Annotated in this window: 25 protein-coding genes and 1 pseudogene; 12 read left to right on the top strand and 14 right to left on the bottom strand. The window is 61.4% G+C overall.

All coding sequences use genetic code 11. The annotated features are described in order from the left end of the window. The first annotated feature begins 20 nt into the window (after positions 1–20). The gene (locus tag PAF20_RS09275; protein ID WP_271070390.1) at positions 21–557 is read left to right on the top strand and encodes a nuclear transport factor 2 family protein; all 537 of its coding nucleotides are present in this window, start codon (positions 21–23) and stop codon (positions 555–557) included. On the opposite strand, the gene PAF20_RS09270 is transcribed toward PAF20_RS09275, so the two are convergent. Next, complete coding sequence (locus PAF20_RS09270) at positions 554–1,633, bottom strand: PA0069 family radical SAM protein (protein ID WP_271070389.1); 1,080 nt, start codon at positions 1,631–1,633, stop codon at positions 554–556. The genes PAF20_RS09275 and PAF20_RS09270 overlap by 4 nt on opposite strands. A gap of 112 nt (positions 1,634–1,745) precedes the next feature. On the opposite strand from PAF20_RS09270, the gene PAF20_RS09265 reads away from it, so the two are divergent. After that, positions 1,746–1,913 carry a hypothetical protein gene (locus tag PAF20_RS09265; protein ID WP_271070388.1) on the top strand — a complete coding sequence of 56 codons (168 nt, stop codon included), beginning with the start codon at positions 1,746–1,748 and terminating at the stop codon, positions 1,911–1,913. Between the two features lie 24 nt (positions 1,914–1,937). Here the strand turns inward: PAF20_RS09265 and PAF20_RS09260 are convergent, their stop codons facing one another. The 3 genes from PAF20_RS09260 to PAF20_RS09250 form a co-directional block, all read right to left on the bottom strand. Next, the gene (locus tag PAF20_RS09260) at positions 1,938–2,537 is read right to left on the bottom strand and encodes an HNH endonuclease (protein WP_271070387.1); all 600 of its coding nucleotides are present in this window, start codon (positions 2,535–2,537) and stop codon (positions 1,938–1,940) included. Positions 2,538–2,741: 204 nt separating this feature from the next. Further along, positions 2,742–3,398, bottom strand: a complete 657-nt coding sequence (locus tag PAF20_RS09255) for an alpha/beta hydrolase (protein ID WP_271070386.1) — start codon at positions 3,396–3,398, stop codon at positions 2,742–2,744. A 45-nt stretch (positions 3,399–3,443) separates the two neighbouring features. Further along, a complete protein-coding gene (locus tag PAF20_RS09250) occupies positions 3,444–3,593 on the bottom strand; it encodes a hypothetical protein (RefSeq protein ID WP_271070385.1) in 150 nt (49 codons plus the stop codon). 63 nt (positions 3,594–3,656) lie between these two features. Between PAF20_RS09250 and PAF20_RS09245 the strand changes: the two genes are divergently transcribed. Together PAF20_RS09245 and PAF20_RS09240 are read left to right on the top strand one after the other, a co-directional pair. After that, complete coding sequence (locus PAF20_RS09245) at positions 3,657–4,079, top strand: TFIIB-type zinc ribbon-containing protein (RefSeq protein WP_271070384.1); 423 nt, start codon at positions 3,657–3,659, stop codon at positions 4,077–4,079. A 236-nt stretch (positions 4,080–4,315) separates the two neighbouring features. After that, positions 4,316–5,887 (top strand): serine hydrolase, encoded by a 1,572-nt coding sequence (locus tag PAF20_RS09240; RefSeq protein WP_271070383.1) that lies wholly within the window; start codon positions 4,316–4,318, stop codon positions 5,885–5,887. A gap of 39 nt (positions 5,888–5,926) precedes the next feature. Here the strand turns inward: PAF20_RS09240 and purS are convergent, their stop codons facing one another. After that, on the bottom strand, positions 5,927–6,166 hold the full coding sequence (purS, locus tag PAF20_RS09235) for a phosphoribosylformylglycinamidine synthase subunit PurS (RefSeq protein WP_271070382.1): 240 nt from the start codon (positions 6,164–6,166) through the stop codon (positions 5,927–5,929). Positions 6,167–6,177: 11 nt separating this feature from the next. After that, positions 6,178–6,942, bottom strand: coding sequence for a phosphoribosylaminoimidazolesuccinocarboxamide synthase (purC, locus tag PAF20_RS09230; protein WP_271070381.1), 765 nt, complete (start codon positions 6,940–6,942; stop codon positions 6,178–6,180). A 152-nt stretch (positions 6,943–7,094) separates the two neighbouring features. Here purC and PAF20_RS09225 point away from each other — a divergent pair, with 152 nt between their 5' ends. The 4 genes from PAF20_RS09225 (at position 7,095) to bioB (ending at position 9,787) form a co-directional block, all read left to right on the top strand. Further along, positions 7,095–7,409 carry a DUF1476 domain-containing protein gene (locus PAF20_RS09225; protein WP_271070380.1) on the top strand — a complete coding sequence of 105 codons (315 nt, stop codon included), beginning with the start codon at positions 7,095–7,097 and terminating at the stop codon, positions 7,407–7,409. 102 nt (positions 7,410–7,511) lie between these two features. Then, positions 7,512–8,180 carry a GntR family transcriptional regulator gene (locus PAF20_RS09220; RefSeq protein ID WP_271070379.1) on the top strand — a complete coding sequence of 223 codons (669 nt, stop codon included), beginning with the start codon at positions 7,512–7,514 and terminating at the stop codon, positions 8,178–8,180. Positions 8,181–8,255: 75 nt separating this feature from the next. Next, positions 8,256–8,813, top strand: coding sequence for a biotin transporter BioY (locus PAF20_RS09215; protein ID WP_271070378.1), 558 nt, complete (start codon positions 8,256–8,258; stop codon positions 8,811–8,813). Continuing rightward, complete coding sequence (gene bioB / locus PAF20_RS09210; protein ID WP_271070377.1) at positions 8,810–9,787, top strand: biotin synthase BioB; 978 nt, start codon at positions 8,810–8,812, stop codon at positions 9,785–9,787. The genes PAF20_RS09215 and bioB overlap by 4 nt, the downstream gene beginning before the upstream one ends. A 6-nt stretch (positions 9,788–9,793) precedes the next feature. Here bioB and PAF20_RS09205 read toward each other — a convergent pair whose 3' ends face one another. From PAF20_RS09205 to PAF20_RS09185, 5 genes are all read right to left on the bottom strand, one after another. Continuing rightward, positions 9,794–10,069, bottom strand: a complete 276-nt coding sequence (locus PAF20_RS09205; protein ID WP_271070376.1) for a hypothetical protein — start codon at positions 10,067–10,069, stop codon at positions 9,794–9,796. Between the two features lie 70 nt (positions 10,070–10,139). Next, positions 10,140–10,679: a GNAT family N-acetyltransferase gene (locus tag PAF20_RS09200; protein ID WP_271070375.1), complete on the bottom strand. Its 540-nt coding sequence runs from the start codon at positions 10,677–10,679 to the stop codon at positions 10,140–10,142. Between the two features lie 89 nt (positions 10,680–10,768). Next, positions 10,769–11,971, bottom strand: a complete 1,203-nt coding sequence (locus tag PAF20_RS09195) for a UbiH/UbiF family hydroxylase (RefSeq protein WP_271070374.1) — start codon at positions 11,969–11,971, stop codon at positions 10,769–10,771. 4 nt (positions 11,972–11,975) lie between these two features. Then, complete coding sequence (locus PAF20_RS09190; protein WP_271070373.1) at positions 11,976–12,263, bottom strand: hypothetical protein; 288 nt, start codon at positions 12,261–12,263, stop codon at positions 11,976–11,978. Next, a complete protein-coding gene (locus PAF20_RS09185) occupies positions 12,256–12,918 on the bottom strand; it encodes a pyrimidine 5'-nucleotidase (RefSeq protein WP_271070372.1) in 663 nt (220 codons plus the stop codon). The genes PAF20_RS09190 and PAF20_RS09185 overlap by 8 nt, the downstream gene beginning before the upstream one ends. A gap of 115 nt (positions 12,919–13,033) precedes the next feature. Between PAF20_RS09185 and PAF20_RS09180 the strand changes: the two genes are divergently transcribed. Then, a complete protein-coding gene (locus PAF20_RS09180; protein WP_271073292.1) occupies positions 13,034–13,660 on the top strand; it encodes a GntR family transcriptional regulator in 627 nt (208 codons plus the stop codon). Beyond that, entirely contained in the window at positions 13,657–14,280 is a 624-nt protein-coding gene (locus PAF20_RS09175; RefSeq protein WP_271070371.1) for a DNA-3-methyladenine glycosylase family protein, read from the top strand. Before PAF20_RS09180 ends, PAF20_RS09175 begins: the two co-directional genes overlap by 4 nt. Before the next feature lie 67 nt (positions 14,281–14,347). Here PAF20_RS09175 and PAF20_RS09170 read toward each other — a convergent pair whose 3' ends face one another. Further along, positions 14,348–14,704: a hypothetical protein gene (locus PAF20_RS09170; RefSeq protein WP_271070370.1), complete on the bottom strand. Its 357-nt coding sequence runs from the start codon at positions 14,702–14,704 to the stop codon at positions 14,348–14,350. A gap of 195 nt (positions 14,705–14,899) precedes the next feature. Continuing rightward, entirely contained in the window at positions 14,900–15,559 is a 660-nt protein-coding gene (locus tag PAF20_RS09165) for an alpha/beta hydrolase (RefSeq protein ID WP_271070369.1), read from the bottom strand. 192 nt (positions 15,560–15,751) lie between these two features. On the opposite strand from PAF20_RS09165, the gene iscR reads away from it, so the two are divergent. Both iscR and PAF20_RS09155 read left to right on the top strand, forming a co-directional pair. Further along, positions 15,752–16,228, top strand: a complete 477-nt coding sequence (gene iscR / locus PAF20_RS09160) for a Fe-S cluster assembly transcriptional regulator IscR (protein ID WP_271070368.1) — start codon at positions 15,752–15,754, stop codon at positions 16,226–16,228. Between the two features lie 227 nt (positions 16,229–16,455). Then, on the top strand, positions 16,456–17,304 hold the full coding sequence (locus tag PAF20_RS09155) for a ferredoxin--NADP reductase (RefSeq protein ID WP_271070367.1): 849 nt from the start codon (positions 16,456–16,458) through the stop codon (positions 17,302–17,304). A 56-nt stretch (positions 17,305–17,360) separates the two neighbouring features. Here the strand turns inward: PAF20_RS09155 and PAF20_RS09150 are convergent. Next, a pseudogene (locus PAF20_RS09150) lies at positions 17,361–17,540 on the bottom strand (VOC family protein); the annotation flags it as partial. Positions 17,541–17,561: the final 21 nt, after the last annotated feature.

The following is a 17,561-nucleotide window of genomic DNA, read 5'->3' as shown; positions in this document are numbered from 1 at the left end:
CGTGTTGCCGCCGGAATGTGATGGGTGCTTACATTCGCCGGAAGTCGCGAGTCACCGCCACTCCGGGTCACGAGGTCAGCATGTATCACGCCATAGTCCGCCGCCGCATAACCGGCCTGTTCGAGGCCATCAATCGCGGCGAGATCGAGCCGGTTCTCGACGCCTTCGCTTCGGATGCCGAGCATGTCTTTCTGGGCGAGGACCACGCACTCGCCGGCCGCCGCGACAACCCGGCCTCGATCCGCGCCTGGTATGAGCGGCTGCGCCGGATCATGCCCGATCTGCGCTTCGAGCTTCACCGGATCGACATTGCCGGCGGGCCGTGGAACACGATTGCCACCGTCGAGTGGACCGAGAGTAATACCGGCACCGATGGCGTCCTCACGCAAAACGGGGGCGTCCATGTCATCCATCTTCGCTGGGGGAAGATGACGCGGCTGCTGATCCTCACTGACATGATCCCGCTGATTGGCACGCTGAACCGCACGGCCGAAAGCAGCGGCGGGCTGTCCGTGGCCGCGCCCATCGACGACCGCCCCGGCTGGCCCGCGGGCTAGAACAGCGCCAACTGGTCGCCCTTGCGCGGCGGTGGGCCGAAGCGGGAACAATCCAGCGGAGGGGTGGTTTCGGCGTAGCCCAACCTTTTTCGCGCAAGCTTGAAGCGTTTCATCATCAGTTCCGCTTCGATTCCTTCGCCACGCATCCGGCTGCCAAACCTTGGGTCGTTGTCGCGACCACCACGCATGGCCTGCACCTTGTTCATGACATGTGCGGCAGCGTCAGGTCGGTGGCGGTCCAGCCAGTCGCGGAACAGGGGCGCGACTTCCAGCGGCAGGCGCAACGGGATCATGCTGGCATTTGTCGCCCCTGCCTCACGCGCGGCGCTCAGGATCCGCTCTATCTCCGCTTCAGTCAGCACCGGGATCACCGGGGCGACCATGACACGGACCTGTATGCCCGCTGCGGCCAGTTCACGGATCATCCGCAGGCGGGTCGCAGGGGTGGGCGCGCGCGGCTCCAGACTGCGGGCAAGGTCTGCGTCCAGCGTCGTGATCGAGATGCCGATATGGATAAGCTGTCGCTTGGCCATTTGTCCCAGCAGGGGCAGATCGCGCAGCACGGTCTGGCCACGGGTCACGAGGCTTGCAGGATGGTTCCAGTCGAGCAGTACCTGCCACATCTCTGGCATGATGCGCCGCTTCGCCTCGACCGGCTGGTAGGGGTCGGTATTGGTCCCGAAGGCGATGGGTGCCACGCGATAGGATGGTTTTGCGATCTCTGCCGCCAGAAGGCGGGCCGCATCGGGTTTTGCGGTAATCTTCGTCTCGAAATCCAGTCCGGGCGACAGGCCCCAATAGGCGTGGCTGGGGCGCGCGAAGCAATAAATGCAGCCATGCTCGCACCCGCGATAGGGGTTGATGGACCGGTCGAAGGGCACATCGGGAGAGCGGTTGCGCGTGATGATACTGCGCGGATGTTCGTCTGTGACCTGCGTGCGCAGAAGCTGCGTGTCCTCGGGTATATCCCAGCCGTCATGCTCACGCTCTGCATGGTATTGATCGAAGCGATTCGCGGGGCGTGTGTCGCTTCCTCGCGCTTTCAGGGATTCGTCGGGATTTCTTGGCGGCAGCATAGCGCAAGACTAGAACGAAAAAGGAACACTGTCCATAATCTGCAGCGGTTTCGTCTCGGACCTTTCCATTCCCGGGCAGCCTCCCCATATTGTCGTCAAAGGGGGACCTGTCATGCCGCTGCCGCATTTCCTTATCCTGATGGTCGCTGTCATTCTGGCGGCTGCCGCGACGCTGTGGGTCAGCATTGCCCACGGTGTTCCGTTGGTGGCCCTGGCCTTGGCCGCGCTGATCGCGGCAGGGGTTGTTCACTTCAGCGGAAGCGACAACCAGCAACATTGATCGCGGGCCGTTGGCGCGCGAGCTTCAGCTTTCCAGTTCGGCGTCCCAGTACAGAAAATCCATCCAGGTTTCGTGCAGGTGGTTCGGCGGGAAGCGCCGGCCCATCGCGTGCATTTCCTCGGCCGTAGGACGGCGGGCGGGGCGGCGCAGGGTCAGGCCCGAGTGACGCAGCGAACGGTTTGCCTTGCGCAGGTTGCAGGGCGAGCATGCCGCGACGACATTTTCCCAACTGGTGATCCCGCCACGAGAGCGCGGCACGACATGATCAAATGTAAGATCGCCTTTTGATGCGCAGTACTGGCATTCAAATCCGTCGCGCAGAAAAAGATTGAAGCGCGTGAATGCCACGCGCTTCTGGGGTTTCACAAAATCTTTCAGCACCACGACAGAGGGGATGCGGAAGGCCTGCCTCTGACTGTGCACATATTCGTCATATTCGGCAATGATGCTGACGCGGTCGAGGAACACGGCCTTGATCGCCTCTTGCCACGGCCAGAGCGACAGGGGGTAGTAACTTAACGGTCGGAAATCCGCGTTCAGGACAAGCGCCGGAAACTGTTTGAGCGCCGCCGGTTCGCGCACGAACTGCGTCCTGAATTCCGCGTGGTGGTGGTCGTCGAGCATCCGCAACCCCGTCCTTCCAATCCTTTGGATCGGTTCGCCTTAGGTGTGACTATATATCGGGGTCGTCATCAGGCAACCCCCAGAATGTGGTTTCCTTCTACCGGGGCTGCGTAACGGCAACATGACGATCGGCAAAGTGGTCTTTGGAGACCGGAAACTCGCTGGTCTTACAGGCTTTTTTGCCGATGCTGGAGGACGCTCAGCCTAGATTTTCAGGTGGGTTTTAAGGAACTGCACCGCCGCGCCCAACCCGTCGGGGGAAATGCCGTGGCCGGTTCCCTTCATCACATAGGTATGTGTCTGAAATCCAGCATTTGCGAGGTTGTCGGCAGCTTCGCCCATATCGGTGAAGGGAACCATCGGGTCCTGATCGCCGTGGGCGAGGAGGATGGGGGGACGGGATTTGGCCTCTGCCGCAAGCAGTTCGGGGACGAGCAGGCGGCCCGAAAAGCCCACGATGCAAGCGACAGGCTGCTCCCGGCGGGGAAGGATGTGCAGCGCCATCATCGTGCCTTGTGAGAAGCCGACCACGGCCAGATGTTCGGGCGCAACACCTTCATCACCCATGACTTTGTCGAGGAAGGCGTTAATGTCATCTATCGACAACGCCATCGAGGCGCGGGCCTGATCCTCTGTCGATCCGTCCAGCCAGGGTATCGGAAACCATTGGAATCCAAAGGGATTATTCGCACAACGCTCTGGCGCGTTGGGGGCGTAGAAGGCCGTTCCGGGCAGATGCGGGGCAAGCGGATCGGCCAGTCCCAGAAGGTCGGCGCCATCGGCGCCGTAGCCATGCAGGAACACGACAACCCGGCTGGCATCCTGCGGGCCTTTGCGGTCGGATTTAAGGGCGCGGACCATGCTTGGCCTCCTGTCATGGGTTCTGCGCAGAGTGTTACGCGGCCTTTACCAAAGCTGCAACCGCGCCCCGATGCGGCGTATGACCGGCGTAAATATCGCGTCCATATCCTGTATATAATCCGCATATACATTTTCGCGGGCGGCAGGCAGCGGCGGCAGAATGATGCCGCGCAGGTCGCAGAGGCGTGAGGGCATCTTGTGATCGCCATCGCGGACCCCATCTTTCGGACAAGAATAACACGAGCCAAGGAGCCCGCGATGAAATGTCCGGTCGATGATGAGACCCTGCTTATGACCCAGCGTGATGGGGTCGAGATTGACTACTGCCCGAAATGCCGGGGCGTCTGGCTGGATCGGGGAGAACTGGACAAGATCATCGAGAGGAGTGTCGGCAGCGTGGCGCAGTCGCAACCGCCTGTCCAGTTGGCACAGCCTGGCCAGCCCGCGGCACCGGCACCGCAATTGCAGCAGCCGGCCATAGACCCCTATGCCGAACGCCCGCTTGAACCTCGCCGGGATGAGCGCGGCTATGACGACCGCCGCGACCCGCGTTACGATGATCGCCGCTATGACGAGCGGTATGACAAGCGGCGGCGCTATGACGATGATGATGACGACTACCGCTATTGGGGCAAGCGCAAGAAGCGCGAGAGCTTCCTGAGCGAGTTGTTTGATTTCTGAGCAGCGAACCCCCTGAAGATGATATGCGCGGCGGCCTGAATGGTCGCCGCGTTTTTCTCTGCTCGTGGCTAAAGACTTCTGGGCATCTTGTCCGATACATCTTCGGTCGGAATAAGAAATCCCTATGGTAAAGCATTGCCGGTGCTTTGTTTTTTCTGCGGGCTGAATTCTTTTCCGTGACTGGGGTGTGGTCGGCCTGTTAGCCTGCGGTCATTCGCGTAAAAGGGTGATCCATCATGTCCCAGCAGCTTCTGTCCCGGCGATTGTTTCTCGGTTCTGCCGCTGCGGGGGCATTGATACCGGGGGGGCTGCTTGCCGAGCTTTCGCCGCCGCAGACGCCCGGCGTGGCGGCACCTGACGAACAGATCGGGGCGGCGATTGGCCGGGTCGATGAGATCGTGGGCGGGATCATGACGCGGACCGGCGTTCCGGGCATCGCGGTCGCAGTGGTTCACAAGGGGGAAACGGTTCTGGCGCGCGGTTACGGGCCGCGGCGGATCGGTGAGACGGCAGAGATTACGCCCGATACGGTGTTTCAGCTTGCTTCGGTGTCCAAATCGATTGGCGCGACGGTCGTGGCGCGGCAGGTGGCCGACGGCGTCGTGACATGGGACGCCCGGATGGCAGATCTGCTGCCATGGTTCGAATTGTCCGATCCGGGGTTGAAGGAACGCCTGACGATTGGTGATCTGTACAGCCACCGCTCTGGCCTGCCGGATCATGCGGGCGACGATCTGGAGGATCTTGGCTTTGATCGGCGCGTCATTCTGGAACGGCTGCGCCTGCTGCCTCTGGCGGCGTTTCGCTCGTCATATGCCTATACGAATTTCGGTCTGACCGCTGCGGCAGAGGCGGTGTCGCAGGCGGCGGGCATGGATTGGGCCAGCCTGTCGGAGCAATCGCTTTACGCGCCGCTGGGGATGGGCAGCACCAGTTCGCGCTTTGCCGATTACATGGGCCGCGAAAACCGCGCGATTCCCCATGCGCGTAGCGGTGATGGCTTTGCGCCGCTGTATCAGCGCGATCCCGATGCGCAATCACCCGCGGGTGGCGTCAGCGCCAGCGTCAGTGACATGGCGATCTGGATGAAGATGGTTCTGTCGGGCGGGCAGCATGAGGGTGCCGCGTTCATTGCGGGCGATGCGCTGCTGCCGGCGATCAGCCCGCAAAGCATATCCTCACCACCCGGCAGCGCGGATGCGCGGGCCGGCTTCTACGGCTATGGTTTCAATGTCGGCGTCGATCCGTCGGGCCGCGTCAGGCTGAGCCATTCGGGCGGGTTTGATCTGGGGGCGGGGACATGTTTTTCGCTGATCCCGTCGCTTGATCTGGGGATTGCGGTTCTGTCCAACGCAGCCCCGATCGGCGCGGTCGAAGCGATTGCGGAAATTTTTACCGAACTGGCGCAGCTTGGGCATGAGCGGCGCGACTGGCTGGCGGCATATCAGCCGCTTTTCGCGCCATTCTATGTGCCAAGGGGCCGGACCACTGGGCAATCGCCGCCCGTGGATGCCGGCCCGGCCTTGCCGGGTGACTTGTGCATCGGACGCTATGCCCATCCTTATTTCGGAGAGGTGGAGGTCCGGGATGCAGGCGGCGAACTGGTGCTTGCCGCGGGTCCGGAACCTGTGCTGCTGTCCCTTTCGCCGTGGGATGGCGCGACCATGGTGTTCGATTTTGTGACGGAGAATGCGCCTGCCGGGTCCCGATCCACGATTGAGTTCGAGGTGGCGGGTGAAGGTCCGGCGCGGGCTGTCGTGATCGAACTGTTCGGGGAGGACGGCCCGTCGCGCTTTATCCGGATCTGATCCGAGGGATGGGCGGGGCGGCACGCTGGCCGCCCGCAATCAGACGATCTCGACCGAATACTTCTCGATCACGGTGTTGGCCAGCAGGGTTTCGCACATGCGCTTGACCTCTGCCTCGGCGGCGGCGGCATCGGTCGAGGTCAGGTCAAGCTCGATGATCTTGCCCTGACGGACGCCGTCGACGCCTTTATGGCCAAGATTGGCGAGGGCGTGGCGGATCGCTTCGCCCTGCGGATCGAGGACGCCGTCTTTCAGCATGACAGTGACGCGGGCTTTCATTCGGGCAGTCCTTAGTTGATCAGAGTAGGTTTGTTCATCGGCGTCGCATTGGCGGGCATCAGGCCAAGGCGGCGGGCGACTTCGGTATAGGCGTCGGTCAGGTTGCCCAGATCACGACGGAACACGTCCTTGTCCAACTTCTGGCCGGTCTTGACGTCCCAAAGGCGGCATGAATCGGGGCTGATTTCATCGGCCACGATCAGGCGCATGAAATCGCCATCCCAGATCCGCCCGATTTCGATCTTGAAATCAACCAGCTTGATGCCGACGCCGAAGAACACCCCCGAAAGGAAATCGTTCACCCGCAGGGCAAGGCTGACGATGTCGTCCAGATCCTGCTGCGTGGCCCAGCCGAAAGCGACGATATATTCCTCGGACACCATCGGGTCGCCGAGTTCGTCATTCTTGAAGCTGTATTCGACGATGGGGCGGGGAAGCTGGGTGCCTTCGTCCAGCCCCAGCCGCTTGGACAGCGAACCGGCCGCGAAATTGCGCACGATGACCTCAAGCGGGACGATTTCCACCTGGCGGATCAGTTGTTCGCGCATGTTGATGCGGCGGATGAAGTGGTTCGGCACGCCGATATTGGTCAGACCGTTCATGAAGAATTCGGACAGGCGGTTGTTCAGCACGCCCTTGCCTTCGATCGTGGCTTTCTTCTGCGCATTGAAGGCGGTGGCGTCGTCCTTGAAATACTGAACCAGCGTGCCGGGTTCGGTGCCTTCATACAGGATCTTCGCTTTACCTTCGTAAATCTTCTTGCGCCGCGGTGCCATGAGTCGCGCCATCCTTTCGGTGCCGTAAGGGGTTGAGCACGCTATATGCTTAAAGCGGTCGCGCGGCAATACTGGCTGGTGATGCGGCAATACAGGGTTGTGATATAGTCGGGCTATGCGCATATGTGTTGCTGAAGTTTCAGGAGATGCGAATGACCACTTTTGACGACCGTGAACGTTCCTATGAGGCGAAATTCGCCCGCGATGCAGACCTGCAGTTCAAGGCCGAGGCGCGGCGCAACCGCCTGCTGGGCGAATGGGCCGCCGAAGTGCTTGGCAAGACGGGCGAGGAGGCAAAGGCCTATGCGCTGACCGTCGTGACCTCTGATTTCGAAGAGCCGGGCGATGAGGATGTCTATCGCAAGCTCGCCGCCGATCTGGAAGGCAAGGTCGATGAGGCCGGGATCCGCGCGAAAATGGCCGAGATGGTCGGTGTCGCCCGCCAGCAGCTGATCGACGAAAGCTGATCTGTCGCAGATTTGCTGATCGAAGGGGCCCGGCAGAGATGCCGGGCCTTTTTTGTGTCCGATGGTTTTGACATCGGGGCTGCGTTCGGATTTATCTATAAAATGAGCAAACCGACCGCAGATACCATCGCAACGCGCATCGCCACCGTTCTGGCCGAACGGATCATTTCCGGGATGATCGCGCCGGATACGCGGCTGCGTCAGGATCATATCGGGGCAGAGTTCGGTGCCAGCCATGTGCCCGTACGCGAGGCCTTCCGGCAACTGGAGGCGCGGGGGCTGGCGGTCAGTCAGCCGCGCCGGGGCTATCGGGTGACGTCCTTTGATGTGGCCGAGTTGCGCGAGGTGGCAGAAATGCGCGCATCGTTGGAATCGCTGGCGCTTCGTCACGCCGCGCCGCGTCTGAACCAGAAGGTGTTGGCCACAGCAGAGGCGGCGAACCGCGATGCAGAGGCCGCCGGGAACGTGCGCGACTGGGAAGAGGCGAACCGCGCGTTCCACCGGTTACTGCTCTCGCCCTGCGACATGCCGCGACTGTTGGGGGCGATAGACGATCTGCATTCGGCGAGTGCGCGGTTCCTGTTCGCGGCCTGGAGATCGGAATGGGAAGCGCGGACCGATCACGACCACCGGGCCATTCTGGCGGCGCTGCGGCGCGGGCAGACCGACCGGGCCTGCGCTTTGCTGTCGCGCCATGTCGGGTGGATCGGAAAGCGCAGCAATGTTCCTGCCAGTCCAGAAACTTCAATGAGTTACAAGAATCTCGAATAATTATCTATAAAATATGTTGCCTGATGGGGTCTGGGGATTCGTATTATAGATACGAACTTTAGCAGGAGCGTTCCGATGCAATTCCCACAACCCACCCTTGGCTTATCGGCCATTTCCGGGCGAAATATCGCACTGACAATCGGTGCGGCAGCGCTGATCACGTTGTCGGCCAAGGTACAGGTGCCGTTCTGGCCGGTGCCGATGACGCTGCATACCCTGGCCGTCCTTCTGATTTCGGTGATGCTTGGACCACGTCTGGGCTTTGCCGCTATGTCGGCCTATCTGGCGGCGGGCCTGGCTGGTCTGCCGGTGTTTTCGGGTTCCCCTGAACGGGGAATCGGACTGGTCTATATGGTTGGGCCGACGGGCGGTTATCTGTTGGGATATCTGATTGCGTCGTGGTTGACGGGTTGGCTGGCGCAGGGGCGTGGCCTGGTGCCGAGCGCTGCTGCGATGCTGGCAGGGCTTGCGGTGGTTTATGCCGCCGGGATGGCCTGGCTGCTGAACTTCGTGCCGGCTGGCAAAGTCGTCGCGGCTGGATTTGCGCCGTTCATTCTGGGCGATCTGGTAAAGATCGTGCTGGCGCTGACGATCGTTGCCGCCTGGCGCGGAATGCGCAGGGATTCGGCATGATCCGCAATGACTGGACGATAGAAGAAGCGCGGGCGATCCACGATTTGCCCGTGCCGGAGCTGATGTATCGCGCCCAGACCGCGCATCGCCGGCATTTCGACCCGCAAGTGATCGAGACAGCCAGCCTGCTGTCGATCAAGACCGGAGGCTGTCCCGAAGATTGCGGCTATTGTTCGCAAAGCGCTCATCACGATACGGGCGTGAAGGCCACGAAGCTGATGGGGGTAGAGGCTGTGCTTGCCTCTGCGCGGCGCGCGAAACAGGCTGGCGCGCAGCGGTTCTGCATGGGTGCCGCATGGCGCAGCCCGAAGGATCGCGACATGGATAACCTGTGTCGGATGGTTCGGGGCGTGCGCGAGATGGGGCTGGAGACCTGCATGACCCTTGGGATGCTGTCGCCGGAACAGGTGGCGCGGCTAAAGGATGCGGGGCTGGATTTCTATAACCACAATATCGATACCTCGCCCGAATATTACCGCCAGATCGCGACGACACGGACGATGGATGACCGGCTGGAGACGGTCGATCGCGTCCGCGAGGGCGGCATCAAGGTCTGCTGCGGCGGGATCATCGGTATGGGAGAGGCGGTGGATGACCGTATCTCGATGCTGGTGACGTTGGCGACTTTGGGCGCGCATCCCGAATCCGTGCCGGTCAACCTGTGGAATGAGATCGCAAATACGCCGGTGCAGGAGCGGGCGCGTCCCGTAGATGATATTGCGCTGATCCGCACCATTGCCCTGGCACGAATCCTCATGCCTGCCAGCGTGGTGCGGCTGTCGGCCGGGCGCACAGGGATGAGCGATGCTTTGCAGGCGATGTGCTTTCTGGCCGGGGCCAACTCGATCTTCGTGGGCGATGCGCTGCTGACCACCGATAATCCGGCGGTCTGGAAGGATCAGGACCTGCTGTCGCGGTTGGGGATGCGTGTGGCGCCTGCCGTTTCATCGGACGCCGCTGTTGCCGCCGAATAGCCTCGCTTAGTCGCGTGGATGCGAATAGCCGGTCACCCGGCCCGACGCATCCACGCTGCACAGGTGGCGGCGATTGCCGTCCAGCGTTTCGACCGTGGCGATACCGTTCGTTTCGGAGAGCCAGCGTGGCGTGACCTCTGCCACGGGGCGGTTGACATGGGCGGCAATGGCGGCGGCGCATGCCGCCTCTTGCGTAGAGCGGGGCGTGTCCGGCCCGGTCTTTTCGGGCACACAGGCGGATAGCACGGGCAGGGCCGTCATCAGGCAGAGGATCAGGCGCATGGGGTTGCCTTTGCGGTTTGTGCGTCTGCCGATCATCGCCCTGCACTGGCCGCAGATCAATGGTGAAATTTCAGGGCAGCGGCGGGATCATTTGCGGCTTTGCGTCAGGGTCGGTGCGATCGTCCAGCAGAAGTTGCAGAAAGGCGAGGTCCAGCCATTTGCCGAATTTAGTGCCGACCTGCGGCAGAAAGCCGGTTTGCCGAAAGCCCAGCTTTTCATGCAGGCGGATAGATGGGGTGTTTCCGGCCTCTATCCCCGCGACCATGACGTGCTTTTGAAGATCCCGCGCCTTTTCGATAAGGGCAAGCATCAGGGCTTTGCCGATGCCGCCCCCGTGCTGATCGCGGCGGACATAGACAGAATGCTCGACCGTGTGCCGATAGCCGTCATGGGGGCGCCAATCGCCGAAGGTCGCATAGCCCAGAACCTCTGCGTCGCGGGACGCAACCAGCACCGGATAGCCGGCTTTGCGACGCTCTGCCATCCAGGCGGCACGGTTTTCCAGATCGGCCGTCTTTTCGTTCCAGATCGCAGTCGTGTTGAGGACCGCGTCATTGTAGATGGCCAAAATGGCCGCGAGGTCGTCTTGCGTTGCGTCGCGAATTTTCATCTTTGGCTCGCCGTTTTATGGGCGCTCAAATTCTGACTTTGCGGGGGAAGCGTCAATCGGATTCAGATTGATCGGGGCGTGGCCCAATTCTAGCTGACGCCCAGCCCTGCCTTCATCAGCAAACGCCGGACCGGGCGGATGCCATATATCGCGCCTAGGCCCGCCGCCCGCAGGTCGCGCAGCGGTGGCGCACCGATCATTGAGGCGCGGTTGAGCAGGTCTATGCCGGCAAGGCGCAGGCGCGCCTCTGCCCAGCGGCGTCGCTGGAAGATGCGCAGGCTTTCGGTGCTGCCGGGGTCGTCCTTTGACAGATCCAGCAGCATGTTCAGGTCTGCGAGGCTCATATTCAGGCCCTGAGCACCGATGGGCGGAAGGACATGCGCGGCCTCTGCGATCAGGGCGGTGCGCGGGCCGGTGAAGCGGTCGGCGATCTGGCTGATGATCGGCCAGGTCGTCAGCGTCGTCGCCTGGGTCAGGTGACCGAGTATCCCGGTCGAGCGGTCGTTCAGCGCATCTTCGAAGGCATGAGGCGCCATCGCCATGAGGCGGGCGATTTCGGGGCCGCGTTCCATCCAGACGACGGCAGAGGACGGTTTGCCATCGCGATCCGGCAGTGGGACAAGTGTAAACGGCCCGCCAGTGCGATGAATTTCGGTCGATACATTGTTATGCGGGCGTTCATGGGTGACAGCGAAGGCGAGGGCCTTCTGGCCGTAGCGCGTGGTTTTCACGCCGATTCCAAGGGCCTGGCGAATGGCGCTGTTGCGCCCATCGGCACCGACGACGAGGCGGGCATTGATGCGGCTGCCATCCGACAGCGTGACCATAGCCTCTTCCTGCCGCGCGGTCAGTGCGGTTGTGGCAGTGCCGGGACGGAAATCGACATTGGGCATCTGATCCAGACGGTTCAGGATTTCCCGGCGCAGCAGCCAGTTGGGAAGGTTCCAGCCGAAGGGGCCGTCCGAAATATCGGCAGCGTCGAAATCGCGCGTCAGCCGCGCCACGGGTTCGGCGCCGCCGGCGTCGATGATGCGCATGATCTGCAGCGGTGTCGCATGGGGCGACAGCCGATCCCAAAGGCCCGCGCGTTCCAGCAAGCGGACAGAGGGGATCAGAAACGCCGTTGTGCGCAGATCGGCACCGGCTGATTTTTCATCGGTGACGGGCGGGGCAGGGTCGACGCAGATGACGCTGTGACCCTCGGCACCGAAGGATGCGGCAGCCACCAGCCCGGCGATGCCGCCACCAGAAATCAGAATATCGGTAGGGGTTGCATCGCCACTGTGGCGCATCGGCTCAGTTCCCGAGCATGATCGAGATCAGGGCGACGAATATCACGGCGGTCGCGGCCAGACCGATGAGGCCGAGCGCGGGCAGGCCGAAAATCGCCACGATGACGACGGCGAGAACCAAGATGACGGCAATAACCATAAGGATGCGTGCGGCCAGCCGGTTTTCGTTCGGCGTTGCCTGCGCGTCGTCGGTCAGCGGGTTGGCGGTTGCGGATTCTGACATGGCTGTCACCTCTATATCGGTCAGGGCGCGCGTTGCGCGAAGTTTGCCAGAGCGTGGGTGCTCAGACAAGCGCGCGCAGGAAACCGGTCAGATCAGCGGTGCGGTGATGGACATGCGCGCCGTGGTCATGATCTGCCGCGAGTTCGTCGGGCCCATGCCGGCCCGTACCAACAAGAACCGTTTGCATTCCAAGGCTTGCGGGAACTTCCAGATTGCGTGGGTCATCCTCGAACATCGCGGAACTGGCCGGGTCGATCCCATGCGCCTCAATTACTGCGGCATATGCGCGCGCGTCGGGCTTGGGGTGAAATGCGACCTCTTCGATGCCGTAGATCGCCTCGAACGGGCCGATGCCTAGTTGATCGAGAACGCGGATGGCATAGGCTTTGTCGGCATTCGTGTGGATGATCTTGCGCCCCGGAAGTGCGGCGATTGCTGCGGACAGTGCGGGATCGGGTGTCAGAACCGAAAAGTCGATATCATGCACATCCAGCAGATAGGCGTGGGGATCAATGTCATGTTCGGCCATCAGCCCGGCAAGCGTCGTGCCATAATCGCGCCAGTAATGCATCCGCAGACGGTCGGCCTCTGCCGCCTCGACACCCAGAACGCGGGTGACATGCGCGGTCATCCGCTTTTCGATCTGCGCGAACAGTGCCGCCTCTGGCGGGTACAGCGTGTTGTCGAGATCGAAGATCCAGGTCTCTACATGGGAAAATGACATGCTGACCTGTTAGGGCGGCATCGGATGATGTGCAACGGTTCATGGCCGCAGTGCCACATGAAATAAACGCCCGGTCTTCGCGCTTGCATTTCAGCGGCGCATGGCGGCTACTGTCGTGATGAAGGACGCATATTCCCTGATTGTCGAAGCGATTGACGGCGGCATTTACAAGCCCGGCGACCGCTTGGTTGAATCCGAACTGGCCGATCGCTTCGGTGTGTCGCGCACTCCGGTGCGAGAGGCCCTGCAGCGGCTGGAAACGCAATCCATGGTCAAGCGCGACGGGCGCAGCCTGATCGTTGCCACGCTGGACCACAACCAGCTTGCCGAACTGTATACTGTGCGCACCGAGCTGGAGGCACTGGCCGCACGGCTGGCGGCGCGTCATGCCGCACCAGAAGAGTTGCGGGTCCTGCAGGCAATGATCGACGAGGACCGGCAGCATCTGAAGGATGCCGAGGCTCTGGCCCGCTCGAACCGCCGTTTTCATCACCAGATACACCTGGCTTCTCACAACAGATATCTTGTGCAACAGCTTGATATTGTGCATAGAAATATGGCGCTGATGGCGCAAAGCTCTCTGGCGGTGGAAGGGCGGCCGAAAGTTGCCCTGGCCGAGCATCAGGCGATTGTCGATGCGCTTATGTCCGGCGATGGGCCCGCGGCAGAGGCGGCGCTGCGCGCGCATATTTCGAAGGCTTTTGAAACCCGACTGCGCGAGGATGCGCGGCGCGAGCCATGAGGACTATCACACAGATCGCGGATCTGGACGAAGGGCGGGCTTATCTGTCAGCCGCCTGTCCGGTCTGGGCCGCGGCGTTGCCGGGGCTGGAATTGCCGCTGCGGCGCAGGTCAGACGGATTCCCGGCCATTCTCGATGCGATCATCGGTCAGCAGATCTCTATCTCTGCGGCTGGTGCGATCATGGCACGGCTGGAGGCGGCGGGGCTGACGACGCCGCCGGCGATACGGGCTGCGGGAGAGGATGGGCTGAAAGCCTGCGGGGTGTCGCGCCCAAAGATCCGCTATTTGCTGGGTATTGCAGAGAATGAGCCGGATTGGCTGGCCCTGCGCAATGCACCGGATGAAGACGTTATTACGACCCTGACGGCTCTGCCGGGCATCGGGCAATGGACAGCCGAGATTTACCTTGCCTTCGCGCTTGGCCGGACCGATGCGTTTCCTGCTGGCGATCTGGCGCTGCAGGAAGCGGCGCGTTCGCTATATGGCCTGGATGCGCGTCCCGGACCGAAAGCACTGACCGAGATGGCAGAGGTGTGGCGGCCGTGGCGATCGGTCGCGGCGCGCGCGCTTTGGGCGCATTATCGGCTTGCCAAGGGGCGTGAGGGCGTCCGGTCCTAGCGTCGGCGCAATGAAAAGGCCGGCCCGGATGCCCGGACCGGCCAGAATAAGGTCTTGTCGGAATACGTTATTCCGTGGCTTCCACGGTGGCGCCTTCTTCATCAGATGTATCTACCGGCTCGCCCTCGCTGCCAGTATCTTCACCTGCCATGCCAGTCTGGCCTTCCGCCGGGGTGGCCGAGATCACTTCTCCGGTGTCCTTGTTATAGACAACAGTGACAGCCACGCCGTCGGCATTATTCGCGGTCGCAACAAGGGTGTCAGCGTCCGAGTTGTCCTGCTCATCCTCGACGATCATGACCTCGGTATAGCCCTGACCTTCGAGCGACTCGACGACCTGCTCTGGCGTGATCTGGGCAATGGCCGGAACGCCAAGAAGCGCAAGCGCGGCTGCAAAGGAGGTGGTCTTGATGAAATTCGTCATAACTTTCTCCGTTCTATGGCCGGGGCTTGGTGCCGACCTTGCACGGAATAACGAATGACCACAGCGATGGTTTCACAAGGTGAAGGCCGTTTTTCCTGCGGTTTGGGCGACATTCAGCGCGATGTCGCCCAAAGCACGGCAAAGATTCGCAGGTGCGGCACACGAGCCTGTGTGCCAGTGGAACCTTTCGCCGGATCAGCGTGTGCTTTCGGTCAGCCGGCGGCGCACATAGGTCTGCACCTTGTCGATCATCGGCGCCATATGCGCCTCGTCGTCGCGGAAGAAGTGGTCCGCGCCCTCTACCACTTCATGGCTGATGGTGATGCCTTTCTGCTCGCGCAGTTTGGCGACCAAACCATCGGTATCCTTGGCGGGCGCAACACGGTCGGCTGAGCCATTGATGATCAGCCCGGATGCGGGGCAGGGGGCAAGGAAGCTGAAATCGTACAGATTGGCCTGCGGTGCCACGCTGATGAAACCGGTAATCTCTGGCCGGCGCATAAGAAGTTGCATACCGATCCATGCACCAAAGCTGAAACCAGCGACCCAGCAATGCTTGCTGTTGGGGTTCATGGCCTGCAGGTAATCGAGGGCAGAGGCGGCATCCGAAAGCTCTCCGATGCCCTGATCGAATTCACCCTGGCTGCGCCCGACGCCGCGGAAATTGAAGCGCATGACCGTGAAGCCGATCTTATGAAAGGCGTAATGCAGGTTATAGACAACCCGGTTGTTCATCGTGCCGCCATATTGCGGATGCGGATGAAGGATGATGGCAATCGGCGCATCCGGCATGGCCTGCGGATGGTAGCGGCCTTCGAGGCGGCCGTCAGGGCCGGGGAAAATCAATTCGGGCATCGGGGTCCTTCGCGAAACCTGTTTCTTGACGCATTAAGTGGCGGCAACTATTTGCTGACCCCGAAGATGTGGTGCGGGACCGGGCTGCGCAAGGGCCGCCTGAACCGACGCAGTTAGCCCGAGCGCCGCCCACTCGTCAATATTCAGGCGTGCAGGAATGTCGCGCAACAGTACGAGGCGGGGGAGAATAAGATGAAACTGTCAACGAAGGGTCGCTATGGGATGGTTGCCTTGGCCGATCTGGCGCTGCAACCGCCAAATGCGCTGACGACATTGTCGGATATCTCTGAACGTCAGGATATTTCCCTGCCTTATCTTGAACAGTTGTTCGTCCGGTTGCGCCGCGCCGGGCTGGTTGAATCTGCCCGCGGTCCCGGTGGCGGCTACAAGCTTTCTCGCCCGGCGACGGAAATCCGTGTGTCCGAAGTGCTGTCGGCGGTGGATGAAACGGTCAGCGCGCTGCATGTCGGGGCGGGTGCGTCTGGCGGTTTGTCAGGGTCGCGCGCGCAGACGCTGTCCAATCGCCTGTGGCAGAGCCTGTCGGCGCATGTCTATGTTTTCCTGCATAACGCGACGCTTGCGGATGTGGCGCAGAACAATCTGCTGCCTTGTCCCGCTGTGCCCGATATTCTTTCCGTCGTGGATGAACAGATAGACAATCCGTCCTGATCACAGCCGGGTCAGCGGCAAGCCCATCGCGTCGCGCAGCAGATTTTGGGAAAAATTTTCCCTGCCCCTTGGTTGAGTGGCTAATTGTCCTTATCCTTGCGCTGACCCTGCACTAAAGGCGGAAATTATTCTATATATCCGACTAAATTGGCCTGAGCGGGATGTTTCGGCATCTTCTCAAGGCTTCAACGACGCTTGGCATTCGCCTAGATGACGCAGGATTGCAGATGACATTGGATATTGCCGTGAACGACGACGCCCCCGCCCCGAATCGCGAAAAGCCGACCTTGCCCGACGCGCAAACGGTGACCTCGGTGAAGCATTGGACCGACCGGCTGTTTTCCTTTCGGGTGAGCCGTCCGGCCAGCCTGCGCTTCCGCTCTGGCGAATTCGTGATGATCGGCTTGTTGGGCGATAATGGCAAACCTCTGCTGCGCGCCTATTCCATTGCCTCGCCCAATTGGGACGAGGAGCTGGAATTTTATTCGATCAAGGTGCCGGACGGCCCGCTGACATCGAAGCTGCAGCACATCAAGGAAGGCGATCAGATCATTCTGCGCCCGAAACCCGTTGGCACGTTGGTGCTCGACGCGCTGCTTCCGGGCAAGCGGCTGTGGTTTCTGGCCACCGGGACCGGCATCGCGCCTTTCGCAAGCCTGATGCGCGACCCCGAGACGTATGAACGGTATGAGCAGGTCGTCATGATGCACACCTGCCGCACCGCCGAGGAACTGACCTATGGCCGTGAACTGGTCGAGGATCTGAAAAACGATCCGCTGCTGACCGAGCTTTACGGCGAAAGTTTTGCCGACCGGTTGCTGTATTATCCCACGACCACGCGCGAGGATTCGCCGCTGATGGGCCGGATTACGGATAACATGACCTCTGGCAAAGTATTCGACGACCTGGGCCTGCCGAAGATTGACGCGGAAAACGACCGCGCCATGATCTGCGGCAGTCTGGCCTTCAATGTCGATGTGAAGGCGGTGCTGGAAGGGTTCGGCCTGCGCGAAGGTGCGAATTCAGAGCCGAAGGAATTCGTGGTCGAAAAGGCCTTTGTTGGCGACGGCATCTGATTTCTTCGGTGGAATTTAGAGAAAGGCGCGGTTGAAAACAGCCGCGCCTTTTTCGCTCAGGCTTGCATGGTCACATAGCCCTCTGGACTGATCTGCCAATCCGGGTTCCACGCGATTTCCCACAGGTGACCGTCGGTATCGGCGACATAGCCGCGCAAACCGCCTTGCGGTGGCTCGTCAGCCGTGCGGGTGATGGTTCCGCCTGCCGCTTGCAGCTTTTCCATCAATGGTGAGACATCGTCCCGGTTGCGAAGGCC

It is taken from the genome of Paracoccus albus, assembly GCF_027913035.1.
In the GTDB taxonomy this organism is placed as follows: domain Bacteria; phylum Pseudomonadota; class Alphaproteobacteria; order Rhodobacterales; family Rhodobacteraceae; genus Paracoccus; species Paracoccus albus.
Note: the sequence above shows the minus strand (reverse complement) of the source record. Positions and strands in the feature narration are given on the sequence as shown.